This is a genomic window from Reichenbachiella agarivorans (assembly GCF_025502585.1).
In the GTDB taxonomy this organism is placed as follows: Bacteria; Bacteroidota; Bacteroidia; order Cytophagales; family Cyclobacteriaceae; genus Reichenbachiella; species Reichenbachiella agarivorans.
This window is the reverse complement of sequence record NZ_CP106679.1, coordinates 4,340,868-4,353,893: the sequence shown is the minus strand read 5'-3', so window position 1 is coordinate 4,353,893 and position 13,026 is coordinate 4,340,868. Positions and strand designations below refer to the sequence as shown.

General features: G+C 39.7%; 9 protein-coding genes. 2 read left to right on the top strand and 7 right to left on the bottom strand.

Features of this window, described 5'->3' with window-relative positions:
- Positions 1-41 precede the first annotated feature (41 nt).
- The 4 genes from N6H18_RS18075 to N6H18_RS18060 form a co-directional block, all read right to left on the bottom strand.
- Entirely contained in the window at positions 42-1,109 is a 1,068-nt protein-coding gene (locus N6H18_RS18075) for an amidohydrolase family protein (protein ID WP_262309685.1), read from the bottom strand.
- A gap of 2 nt (positions 1,110-1,111) precedes the next feature.
- Positions 1,112-1,933: a class II fructose-bisphosphate aldolase gene (locus tag N6H18_RS18070; RefSeq protein WP_262309684.1), complete on the bottom strand. Its 822-nt coding sequence runs from the start codon at positions 1,931-1,933 to the stop codon at positions 1,112-1,114.
- Between the two features lie 88 nt (positions 1,934-2,021).
- Positions 2,022-2,960: a carbohydrate kinase family protein gene (locus N6H18_RS18065; RefSeq protein ID WP_262309683.1), complete on the bottom strand. Its 939-nt coding sequence runs from the start codon at positions 2,958-2,960 to the stop codon at positions 2,022-2,024.
- 4 nt (positions 2,961-2,964) lie between these two features.
- The gene (locus N6H18_RS18060) at positions 2,965-4,137 is read right to left on the bottom strand and encodes an SIS domain-containing protein (RefSeq protein ID WP_262309682.1); all 1,173 of its coding nucleotides are present in this window, start codon (positions 4,135-4,137) and stop codon (positions 2,965-2,967) included.
- 173 nt (positions 4,138-4,310) lie between these two features.
- On the opposite strand from N6H18_RS18060, the gene agaR reads away from it, so the two are divergent.
- Complete coding sequence (gene agaR, locus N6H18_RS18055; RefSeq protein ID WP_262309681.1) at positions 4,311-5,093, top strand: transcriptional repressor AgaR; 783 nt, start codon at positions 4,311-4,313, stop codon at positions 5,091-5,093.
- On the opposite strand, the gene N6H18_RS18050 is transcribed toward agaR, so the two are convergent.
- The 3 genes from N6H18_RS18050 to N6H18_RS18040 form a co-directional block, all read right to left on the bottom strand.
- Positions 5,083-7,770: a DUF4832 domain-containing protein gene (locus N6H18_RS18050; RefSeq protein WP_262309680.1), complete on the bottom strand. Its 2,688-nt coding sequence runs from the start codon at positions 7,768-7,770 to the stop codon at positions 5,083-5,085. The genes agaR and N6H18_RS18050 overlap by 11 nt on opposite strands.
- Before the next feature lie 77 nt (positions 7,771-7,847).
- Positions 7,848-8,813 carry a PKD domain-containing protein gene (locus tag N6H18_RS18045; RefSeq protein ID WP_262309679.1) on the bottom strand — a complete coding sequence of 322 codons (966 nt, stop codon included), beginning with the start codon at positions 8,811-8,813 and terminating at the stop codon, positions 7,848-7,850.
- A gap of 170 nt (positions 8,814-8,983) precedes the next feature.
- Complete coding sequence (locus N6H18_RS18040) at positions 8,984-9,859, bottom strand: DMT family transporter (protein WP_262309678.1); 876 nt, start codon at positions 9,857-9,859, stop codon at positions 8,984-8,986.
- 147 nt (positions 9,860-10,006) lie between these two features.
- Between N6H18_RS18040 and N6H18_RS18035 the strand changes: the two genes are divergently transcribed.
- Positions 10,007-12,985 carry a SusC/RagA family TonB-linked outer membrane protein gene (locus N6H18_RS18035; RefSeq protein ID WP_262309677.1) on the top strand — a complete coding sequence of 993 codons (2,979 nt, stop codon included), beginning with the start codon at positions 10,007-10,009 and terminating at the stop codon, positions 12,983-12,985.
- Positions 12,986-13,026: the final 41 nt, after the last annotated feature.

Genomic DNA, 13,026 nt, shown 5'->3' with positions numbered 1-13,026 from the left:
TATTACATCCAAAAAAAAACAGGAAAGCAGTGAGTCCTATACTAGTGCGAAAGAAGTTTTTGAGCATTTTCATAGTAGAGTTTCTTGAGTACTTTTTTCGATAGGCCAAAACCATGCAATGGCCAATGGTAGTTGAAATAGTATGGGTTGTAAAAGTGTTCATCATCAGATTCTAAAATCCTGAATACTAGTTCGTACATCTCTTTTTCTGAACCCATGTCCGTACCGAACAGGAGTCTGTTTTGATATTTGTTATAGAAAGCAAGCATATGTCTTGGAATGCTGGCGGTCTCACCAAATCGTGCAGAAATGTCTGCGTATAAATTGCGGTGATTATCGAGTATCTTGGATAAGATGCTGAGATCGTAACTACAGTTTGCAAAGTGACAGGCGATAAAAGTTGTTTTGGGATTTTTAGAGATGGCCTCTTCTAGAGATTGGATAAGTTGAGAGTGATTTAATGATGTCTGTGTGGTGTCGATTCGCCACTTATATCCATTCATAAGGCCATCGTTATGACTGTCCATCGCCTCATACATCCATTTGGGTTCTGCGACATGAATATTGATTGGCATGCCCAATTCTCCACAACGTCTAATGAGTGGTTGTAATCGTATGTCATTGATGTGTAAATTGTAAGCAGGTGTTGGTTTGGAATAGATCAAACCATGCCCTTTGTCGCCTAATTCTCCAACTCCTTTCGCTCCTTTGGAATAGCAGCGTTCTAACTCAGTAATGGCATGGTTTGTCCAGCCCTCTTTTTCATATCCAGTATAGTCTATTCCGCACCATAGCTCGAAATGATCTGGGTATTTTGAGTAAACGTCAACTAGACTGTCAAATTCCTGTCCAGTAGTCATTGTAAGGATTATGGTTTTTTTTATTCCAAATTGATCCATGACTGTTACCCATTCATCGAGCTCTTTTTGAGAAGTAGCATACGGGTGTGAGTGCATGTCAATGACGGGCCATTGAGCTTGATGAATCGTCGTTTTTTGGATATTGTAGATGGAGTAAGGCTGGTAATCTTTAAGTAGAAGAGAGTCTGGCGATTGGGCCAGACTCTGCTGATATATAAATAACGCTATGACGCAATATATACTCTTCATTATTATGCTCTAAAGTTGACAGTATTGAGCTTGTCCCTTACCAAATCAATGGCCGATTGAGTTGCCAATGGAAAAACTTTTCTCAGGTCAATCTCATCAGACTCGGACAGCGTTAGCTGTAGTTTCTTCATGAAAATATTCTTGATTTCTGTAGCTAGATTAATCTTGGTGATCCCTCGTTTGATAGACTCCTGTAGTTGGTCATGTGGGATTCCAGAACTTCCATGGAGTACCAAGGCTGCGGTTGTTGCTTCGTTGATTTCTGCAATGAGATCTAGTTGAAGCTTTGGGGTTTCCTTATAAAAACCATGAGCAGACCCTACCGCAATTGCAAGAGCATTAACTCCTGTCTCTTCTACAAATTTCTTGGCTTCTTCTGGCCGGGTGTAGATCATCTTTTGTTCTTGTCCCAGTTTAGATATGTATCCTAGTTCCGCTTCTACATTAGCACCTAACGGCTTAGCATAATCTACGATTTCTTTGGTGATTTTGATATTTTCTTCAAAGGGTCTTTCACTTGCGTCAATCATCACTGAGTCAAAACCAGCATCTAGGCATTTTTTGACCAAGTCTACATCATTTCCGTGATCAAGGTGAAGCCAAGCATTTATGCCATACTGCTTTATTCCAGCTCTTGCCAATTGGGTAGCTACTTCTAGTCCCATGTAGGCAATGGAGCTTTCTGAAAGCTGGAGGATAATGGATGAATTGGTCTCCTTCGCAGCTGTCAATACCGCAGATAGAGTCTCAAAATTATAGAAGTTAGTAGCCAGTAAAGCTTTTCCCTCTTTTTTGTTAAGAGCGAGTTGTTCTTGTAATTTCATGTTTGTTAGCTTAATCCAAATAGGTTACTTAGAAACCTGTGTTTCTAAGCGTGTGAAATTTTTTGAGCTATTAGCTCCTGTTTAATATTTATATACTGTAAGAAAATCGCGTTTGTGCTATTTCCATGATTCTATCTTTATTTTCAAATGCCTTGGTGCCACCAGATTCTGTGGTGTTAATAGCTCCAGTAAGGTTTGCAAATTTTAGACACTCGATGAGCGGTTTGTCCTGAATGTATTGAAAAATGAAACCTGCATCGAAGCTGTCTCCAGCACCTATGGCATCTGCTACATTTTTGTTTAAGAAAGCTGGTAGCCATTCGGTTTTTCCTTTATTGATGAGGTATGATCCTTCAGCACCGTCTTTTACAGCAATGATATTGGCAACATCTGTGATACTATCTATCCCATCTTCTATGGTACTAGTTTTGGTCAAATTCAAGAGTTCAGCCCTGTTGGGAAGGAAAATATCTATGTAAGGGAGTACCTCTTGAAGGTTCAAATCCCATTGCTCGGATGGATCCCATTGAGGATCGAGTGACGTAGTTAGCCCACACGACTTGGCTCTTTTGAAAAGATCTAAAATTCCAGATTTGAGTGCCGGCTGCATAAAAATGCTACTCACATGAAGATGTTCTACTTCTGCAAAGATACCGTCTTCAACTTCTTGGGCATTGAGATGTTCCATTGCTCCAGGAAAGGTAATGTTGGCTCTGTCAAGGTCATAATTGAGGACTATGGTTGATCCAGTAGCGTATGCTTTAGACTTAATCAAAGAGTCTGTTTTTACCCCCTTTTTTTGGAGAGTATCTTCAATCAGCTCACCAAATTGATCTTGCCCTATTTTCCCTAAAAAGGTTACATCAGCACCTAATGAGCAAAGATTACTTGCAAAAATGGCAGAGCTACTTCCTAGAGTTACGGTCATTTGTTCAGCAAGAATTTCTTTGCCAATTTCAGGGAAACCATCTATGTTATTTAAGATGATATCGACATTCAGTTCTCCAACAACTAGTACTTTCTTCATTGTGCTATCTGTTTTGAGTTGGTTGAGGCAAAATATAAATGTTAACACCTTGGACTACACGTGAAATCGCACCGCTTGAAGAGGGTTCATCAGGCTGGAGCCCCTGATCCAGTGATTTGAAGAAGCCTAAGAGTTGACCAGGGAGTATCGATGGCAATGAAAGGAAATCTTCGTCAAGACTATTTCCATTGTCAGTGTATTGGATGCTAAAATTGACATCCAAATCAAAATCAAAATGTTCTGCAATAACCACTTGAGAGAGTGCCTTTTTTCCTTTTTCCATGGCAAATATTAAATCAAGTTCATATTGACATACATATTTGTTATTTGATAGCAAGTACACGATGAGTGTATCTTCATCAACAACGGCTTTAGGGCCATGTCTAAACCCTAGAAAGGATTCTTCTTTGCAGATAATCGCACCATCAGTAAGTTCTTGGAGCTTGAGTTGTGATTCGGTAGCAGTACCTAATAATGGCCCAGAACCTAAAAATACAGCTCTTTTGAATGGTAGAGATGAAATTTCTTTGATAGTATCTAGGTATGACTCTAAAATTCTTTCGGCGTACTTACTAGCTTGCTCAACCTGTGATTTGAGTGCTTCTATTTCATTTAAGCGGCCCACAAGCAGACCTGCTAAAAGCATACCAGTATAACTGCTCGTCATGGCTAAGCTCTTGTCATTTGTTTCTTCTGGTAGCTTTAAGATATACTTATCACCTTTAGTATGGTATGTAGCTAGTTCACCGACTGGATTGCATGTGATGATCAAATGGTAACATTTTTTACTTATTTTATCGGCAAGCTCGACTGCTGCTTTGCTCTCAGGACTGTTGCCTGAGCGAGCAAATGAAATCATAAGTAAGGACTCCTCGCTAGAGAAGTAATCATAAGGATGTGAAACTAAATTGGTCGTGGGAATGGCTGTTGTACAACCTTTTTGGTGTCTAAAGAAAGTTCCTGTGAGGGATTCTCCGATGTATGCGCTTGTACCAGCACCTGTTAAGATAATTTTATGAAAATCAGCTTTACTTAGAAATTCACTAAGTTCATCCTTTTGTTCCTGTATTATACTCCATATTTTTCTCCAAACTGCTGGTTGTTGGGCAATCTCTCTGGCAGTGTGTATACCACCCAAAGATTCTAGAGTTTTAATATCGATATTTAAAAAGTGCATATATGTTTTATCTTGTGTAAGCTTGTTTTATTGAGTCGATTCAAATTTAAATATAAACTTCAAGCTTTCAAAAACTTTCGTAACTACTTTTTTTACTTTTGAAAAGTTTCATTAATAATTAACGCTTGTTTTAAAGTCCCAAACTTTTCTATTTTTGCAATAAACACATAACCATGCCTATAAATACTAGAAGTTCCACTGTCTCTAGACGAAATGATATCCTTACTGCTATTCATGCTGATGGTAAGGTCTTTGTAGAAGAATTGAGTTCTAGATTTGGTGTAAGTGAAGTTACGATTCGTAATGATCTGGATCAACTAGAGCAGAAGAATCTTTTGATTCGTGCACGTGGAGGTGCGATGAAAATTGAAGGAAGGGTAGGGGTCGATTATAACCTATCTGAAAAAGATAAACTTAATTACAATGAAAAGGTTAAAATTGGTAGGGCAGCTGCCAATTTAATTAGTGATTCGGAGATTATCTTGATTGACTCGGGTACTACTACTGCAGAGATGGTTAAAAACCTAAATGGTATAAAGGATTTGACTGTGATTACAAATGCTCTCAATATAGCAGGTGAGTTGATTAATAATCCAAATGTAAGCTTGACCATTCCTGGAGGGTATCTTCGGAAAAATTCTCAGTCGTTGGTAGGGCCAATGGCAGAGCGGGGTCTCAAAAATTTCTATGTAGACAAGGCTTTTTTAGGAGTGGATGGTTTTGATACCAAAACGGGGCTGTATACACCAAATATTGAGGAAGCCCATCTCAATGAATTAATGATTGAGATAGCTAACGAAGTAATTCTCTTGACTGACTCTAGTAAATTCAAAAAGAAAAGCTTTGCCTATATCTGTCCTGTTGATAGAATTGATGTGGTAGTGACGGATGATAAGATAGATAACGAGGATCGCAGGAGGTTAGAAGATGCGGGAGTAAAGGTGATCATAGCTTGATCACCTTTGTTGTGGATTTAGTTTGAATGTCTTCTGCTACTAATATGTAAACACCCTTTTGGAGTTGACTCAAGTCTACGCTAGAGGTTTGCTCTGCTGACCTGAGCATTGTTCCTGATATAGAGTAAAGGAAGATTTTATTGTATGCTTTGGATAGATTGATGATGCCAGTGGTAGGGTTTGGGTAGACATTGAAATCGTTTTTTTCGAACTGGGTTTTTAAAATTGTCTCTCCTGTGGTGCCGCTTACTGGTTCGCTGTAGGTAGAACTTCCCATGTTGTTAAAGGAAGTCATTCTATAAAAATAGGTGGTCTCATTTTCTAGGTTGTCATCTAGAGTTTCTATCGTATTAGCGTTGTATCTTCCTATTTCGATGTAGTTGCTTTGATCTAGGGATCTCTCTAATGTGTACCCTGTACAGTACGTACATGCCTCCCAAGTTATTAATAACCTTGATTTTGGCATTAGTTCCGATTTCTTAACCGTTATGTTTGAAGGTAGGTCTGGGGGTAGTGCTCTGAATGCGATGGATGGTTTGTTGCTTGTAGAGGAAAGCTGGATTTCACCATTGTTTACCAAGGAGTAAAACGAAACTGAAGTCTGTAAACCTAAGTTTTCAAGTTCCTTTTGATTGAGTGAAATCTCGGTGATATTACTTGTTGTTGCTGTGGTAATAACTGCTTCGGTTTCTGACCACTGTGAATTGATGAATCTATAGAGGGTTTGATTTGATATAAAGTAATCTGCCCCTTGGATGGGATTGTTTTCCTCTTGGTATCCAGTGTTGCCGTCAAGGTCTGAATTGATGTAGACTTCATATTGAGTAATTGGTCCCTCCATGAGTATGTTTAGGTTCTGAACATCGAAAAACACCCGCATACTGAAAGCTTGACCTGCATGTGTTGCTGAATTTAGTAGGGGTGAAATTCCCCAGTCAGCTTTCTGTCCATCAATAGATATTGACGGTGTGGTTATGTCGCTGGTTTCTAGTGTGATTTCGTCTGAATATGCCGTCTTTTGATCGTTCTGTACCAGGTAGTATCTGTATGTATATTGGTTTTGTGATTCAACATTTGCGTCTAAGTAGTAGTCTTCACTTGCTTGTGTGGCTGCTATAGTGGTGAATTCGCCTGCGTTTTCTGAGCGCTGTATGATGCGTTTCAGCTCTGTATTTTGTCTGCCCCAATAGACTAGTATCCCAGTAGTACTTGTCGTGCCAAAGATTTCAGAACTACCCTCGATTTCTAGATTGTCTGAGGTTGCTCCTATCAGCTTGAACTCCATATCTCCTGTGTATAAAGGTTGGGTGCCAGCAGATGAAATCGAAATAGTTTGTGCTAAATTATTATACCCGGTATTTGACTCCCATACACCAGTGTTAGCCATTTGTATAGAGTATCTAGGATCGTCGTGTAAGGTTTCGTATGAATCTGGCAAGTTTAGCAATAAGTCATAGCTGCCTTCTATTGCCTCTGCAGGGATGCCAGCGGTAAACGAAAGATTGATATTTTCTCCTAGTGGCCAAAGTCTGATGTTTGCCTCAGGTTTGATCAAATATTCTTCCGAAGTGTCTTGATTTCTGAGTATTATTTCTATTTCTCTGGGGTTGTATGGGTTGGCATAGCCGATATTTTGCAGGTTTAGATTGAATGAAAACGTACCACTAGGTTGAACCATTTCTGTAAATGTACCAGATATCAACTCGTATCTGTATCCAAGCTTTAGCGTGATCTCATCAAAACAACCTTGGCTGTCCCATTCGTTAAGTACTTGAGTATTGTAGTCTCTGTTTAGGTAAGACCAATGAAAACGTGCCAGTTCGTTGGAACTATTGTCACAGTCGGAATAGGGCGAGGCGAGCGCGCAAGTTTCACCGCCCATTGGGGTATATAGCGTCTCTTGATTGAGGTAAGGTTTCTCCACATCTGGATTAACATAAGTGCCAAAGTCAGAAGAGGAGGCAACGAAACAGTCGTTGTGATGCCCAAGTCGACTATTGTATGTGTTTGAAAGGGCGGTGGATTCATCTAGGGGTTCTTGTGAATCAAAAATTTTCATCTTGTAACCGGGAGTTCTTATTTGTAGAAATCTGTCGCTGCTTAGTGCGTCTAATAGGTTGAAAACTACTTGTCTTCTGTTTTCCCAATCTTTTTCGGTGACGCTGAGGTTGCTAGAGAAATGGTCCGTGTAATACCATTCTCCCCAAGCACCTATGAATCCAGCTTGCATGACTGCAATTACATCTGCGTTCGCTTGAAAAATAGGTTTCAATTGGGCAATATGTGTTTGAACAATTTCCGGTTTAGCATCATTGTATGGAGAGGTGCTTTTAGTCGTATAGGCAAACCTAATGATGCATTTGATACCTGCGTTTCTGGCTACACTAAAGTCTTTTCTTATATTGTTGAGGTATTCTTCTGAGATTGGAGATGTTCTAAAGTCTTCTAGGTAAAACACGCGTAATATTTGGGTAATAGATTCTGATTGCTGGTAAGAAGCAAGTGTTGATTCAGAGAGTAAGTTATAGTTGGCTGAGTGTGTTTCCGTGTGGTGATAAAACCCTCTTTCTGGATTGGATATGATATCGCTGTGGCTTTGGTATGTGACTGATTGACAGTTGGACCTTAGGGGACTTGTAAGGATGAAGAAGATGACAACTATTAGACTTTTTTGCATGACTAAAATCTGTTAATAAAAGGACGCAATGTTGTGGTTTTGTCCATAACATTGCGTCCTTAAAATGAAAAGATAGATTATTTCAAAATGTAGGTAGCTGCCTCAGCTCCATCGGCACCTTGGTTGCCTGGGTAGTGGCCAGAAAAACTTGCCCACCAACCATCAGTTGATTCAGGTGAATTAGCCCATTCGTCTATGAAAAAGCTAATTTTATTGCCTTGTTCTGGGATTAAATGTTCTGGGAATGCTTGGAGGTCAATCGAGAATTCGTAAGCGACACTTCCTTCTGTTTTGACAAAGTCAGAAAAGATTACTTGATTACTGAATCCTGGTTCTATTCTTTTTGAGAAATCGGTGTTGTTGGTGAATAGATCGTCATCGTCATCTGTATAAAATATACCGAAGAACATTCCGCTGAGTTCTCTTCCTGATGGGCTGCCAAATATACCTTCAAACAGGACGTCAAGACCTAAATTGGTTGCAGGGTATAGGGCGGGATTGGTGTATCCAGTGGTGTCGCTTTCTCCCAAAGCTGTTGCTTCATGATCAAGATCTAACCAAAAATCAATAAATGAAGTCGCATCTTGATTTCCTTCAATATAGACGTAAAGCTTTTGGTTTCCTAGATTTTCCATTTTCACTTGTACAAAAGATCCGTCTCCTTCGAAATCCAAAGCAGGAATGTCATCCCAATCACTTAAGTCACCATCGATTTTTATGTTGATGATTTCTACAGCAGCTTGCGTGTCGTCTGTACCGCTTTCGTTGGTTGCTATCAAGGTAATTACATAGCTACCATTTACTTCATAAGTATGTGATGGAGATACTTCCACTGAAGTGTTTCCGTCACCAAAATCCCAAGAATAGGTTACTTCTTCTCCTTCTGTCGTGTTGGTAAGTGTGATGGTCTTGCCGTCTATTTCAGAAGTAAATCCAGCTTCAGGAGCAAGTAGTTTGTCTTCTTTGTCCTCACATGAGAAAAACACAGTGGCACTTACTAATAAGCCCAGCGTTAGCAAATTTTTAAAGTTGAGATTTTTCATATAGTTTAATTTATTTTTTTTAGAGACTAGGTTCCGACACTTTTCGTAACCTTTATAATTAGATTTCGAAAGTTATAAAGTTTTAAAAAGAAAGCAAACGAAATTTAATAAAATATTAATATTGTTTGTGTCGTAGTTTAAATAACATATAGATATCTGCGGATCAGCAGTTATTCTTCGAAGAATAGGCATATCGCAACTATGGCTAGCACCATTCCGGTAAATAGTGAGGGGCTAGGCCACACGTTATACAGGATTAGGGATAGTGTGATTGTGATCAATGGAGATAGGCCTGTCAAGGGTACGACTATGATTGCTTTTCCGTATCTAAGTGCATATACCAAGGTTAGTGCGCCGATAGAATTGAGGAAGTGAATCAGTAGTGCGCTGTATGCTCCATCCCATCCGTAATTGATATCTATGGATAAGTCTGTCATCACGTATGCTATAGGTGTCAATATAAGGCTGGAGATTGTCATATAAAAGAAGATACTTTCAGCGCTCATTGATTCATTGGAGAATTTCATTACATAGGCTTGAGTGCCCCATGATAGAAATACGAGTCCAGAGAGGATGAGCCAAGTGTATCCTTGTGTGATAGAATTGTCTCCTTTACTATAAGAGAGAAGAAAAATTCCCGCAAGGGCAAATAGAATTCCAAAAACTTGTCTTTTGCTTGCTGATTCCTTTAAAATTGAGACGGAAAGCAAGATGGTTATGATTGGGTAGAGGGATATAATAGGAAAAATAATATACGCAGGTCCTTCGCGCAATGCTTGGAACAGTATGATTTGACCACCAGCACCTGTTAAGCCTGCTGCCATACCTAGTAAGATGGATTTAGGCTTTTTGTCAAGCTTCCAATTTGCTATTTTGAGTGCTATGATTGCGCAAGGTACCATGGTGAGTGCCCATGCAATGTATCCCATGGTAGCAGGAAAGCCATTTTTTTCGGGTAATTCTATAAGTGCTCCCCATATGCCCCACGATATGGTTGTTGCAAAAGTGAATATGAGCCATTTGGATGATGGTTTGAATAAAATCATGTTATATGTGCTGATAAATTGAAAGAATAATAAATAAGATAAAGAAAATTTTATTTTATTAAAGAAAGAAATTGAAAGTTAAATAAATATTATTTAATTTGGCTATTCTTAAATAAAAGGAAATGAAAGTTTAAAGCAGATAATTATATGATACAAACATTTATAAGAAGAGTGTTAATCCTGCTATTGGTTATAATTGCTCCAAATTTGAAGGCTCAGTCTTTGGTTAATGGGCGAGTGATATCAAGTGAGGATGGAGAAGGGTTGCCGGGAGCGACAATTGTTGTTGTAGGTTCATCAGTAGGAACCGTTACTGATCTCGAGGGTAATTATTCTATTGAGGCAAAGGGAGACGATGTTTTAGTCTTTTCATTTGTGGGTTTTGCCAGTACTAGAGAGGCAATAGGAGGTAGGTCCGTTGTTGACGTTACCTTGGAGCCAGATGCATCTGAGCTTTCAGAAGTAGTGGTGATGGGGTACTCAATCAAATCAAGGCAAGAGATTTCGGCTTCTGCCAGTACTTTGGGTAGTGATGATTTACAGAACGTGACTTCCTCCAATGTCGAAAGCATGCTTCAGGGTAAGGTTGCGGGTGTGAGTGTCACTACATCGACAGGTGCTCCTGGGTCCGCTGCTGAAATAAGAATTAGAGGAGTCAATTCTCTCACGGCAGATCGAGCACCACTAGTAGTAGTGGATGGTATGATTGGGGGGACTTATCAACCCAATGATGTAGAATCTGTGACGATATTGAAAGATGCCGCTGCTACGGCACTTTATGGTTCGTTAGCTTCTGGTGGAGTGATGGTGGTGACTACCAAGGTAGGGACGAAGAAAAATTCAGAAATAGAGTTTTCGGCTACCTTAGGGCAAAAGCGAATTACGACGGGAAATTTTTCGGTAATGAACGGAGCTGATCTTTATGAAGTTCAAAAGGTAATGTGGGGCACCAATACTGTGGGTTTTCTTAATCAAAGACCGAGTAATTTGGAGGATCAAAATTTTAACTGGGTCGATGAAGTGTATCAGCCAGGCATGCTTCAAAATTATTATGTAGCAGCGAGAGGAGGTAGTGAAAACTCAACCTATGCTGTGTCTCTGGACTACTATAATGAGGATGGAACACTTGTGAATACAGGCTATGAACGAATCAGCTTTCGTACGAATTTGGGTTTTCAGATCAAGGATAACATAAATCTTAAAACAAATTTTTCGGTAGTTCAAAGTGACAGCAACCAAGATTTTTGGGATTGGAGATATGACCCATTTCTAAATTTACCTTGGGATAATCCTTATGCGGATGATGGTTCGGTAAAATACATCGACAATACCACATCTCTCGAATGGTATGGTAGGGATAAAAGAAATGTGTTGCATACGGCTCAGTACAATTACAACAAAAACAAATCTTTGGCCATGACGGGCAACGTCTTTTTGACCATTGATATGACAGAGTGGCTGAGTCTTGAGTCTCGTACCATGGTGTCTTTGTTTGATTCGGGATATGAAACTTTTTATGATCCTAGAACCAAAGATGGTAAGGCCAGTAATGGGACACTTACTAGCTCGGACAATAGTTCGAGAGATGCGATTTCCACTTTAATTCTTAGAGGAAGCAAGAATATCGGCAAGCATTCTGTTGGTGCTTTTGTAGGTGTAGAGGGGGCTAGTTATTATGCGGAATATTTGAATGCTTCGGCACGAAACATCCCCATCGGATTGAATGTACTGGATGCGGCAGCAGAGCCAGTGAGTGTGGGAGGATCAAATGTGACCAGTACCCGGATGTCTTTCCTTTCGGAGCTAAATTATTCCTATGCAGGAAAGTATTTCTTGACAGGAGTTTTCAGAACAGATGGGTCTTCCAAATTTAGCCCTAACAATAGATGGGGGTACTTCCCTGGTGTGTCCGCCTCATGGTTGATTAGTGAAGAGGACTTTTTTGGCGAGGGACCGATTACTTTCATGAAGGCTCGAGCTAGTTACGGAGAGGTTGGCAATGACAATGTAGGTAGTACTTACTTTCCTTATTTATCATATTATGACCTTTCTACCAATTATAATGGCAGTCCTGCTGGTACAATTCCCTTGTTGGCAGATAGACAGATTACTTGGGAGACAGTCGTCTCTAGGAATGTAGGGGTGGACATGTCATTGTTTGATCGAATCAATGTTACTCTTGATTATTATCAAAACTCAACCAAGGATATGCTACTGAGAGTTCAGCTACCATTGTCTATTGGATATGAAGAACAGTTGAGGAACGCTGGAGAAGTGAAAAATCAAGGAGTAGAACTTGCCGTAAATGCTGACATTCTAAAATCAACTAGTAAATTTTCTTGGAACTCAGGTTTTAATATTTCATGGAATAAAAGTGAAATAGTGAGTTTAGGTGATGACGATGAATTGTACTTTGGGACAGGGGCACAGCAGATCTCTGAGGTAGGAGGATCTCTGAGACAATGGTATTTGCCCAAGTGGCTGGGAGTGAATCCAGATGACGGTAGCCCTCTTTGGGAGAAGGTGAATCGTGATGCGGATGGGAATGTGATATCGAGAGAAGCGACAAGTGTATATTCTCAAGCAGAGTATCAGGCCGTGGGAGATGTACTTCCAAAGTTTTACGGTGGATGGACCAATAGCTTTGCTTACAAAGGCATATCGCTCAATGTCTTGTTGTCATATCAATTTGGTAACAAGGTGTATCACAGTGCACGTCAGCTTTTTGACAGTGATGGAGCATATCCTGAGTATAATTTGATGAATCTCCAAGATGGATGGAGTAGATGGGAAAAACCAGGGGACGAGGCAACTCACCCATTGCCTGTAAGAGGAGGTAACCAGCAATCAAATGCGGTCTCTTCTAGGTATCTAGAGGATGGTGATTACATACGTTTGAGAAATGTTTCTTTAGGTTATGCATTTCCAAGAGACATGATTTCTGCAATTGGTTTGCAATCTCTGAATCTTTCCTTGAGCGCAGACAATTTGATTACTTGGACGAAATTTTCGGGGTTGGATCCTGAAACACGAATTTCTGCATCAGAGTATGAACTGCCAGGCTTTCAGGATTTTAAATATCCTATCAGTAAGCAGTATTTGATAAAACTCACCGCTAAATTTTAATCAGAAGAGAGATGAAAAGAATATTAATAATAAGTTTTGCC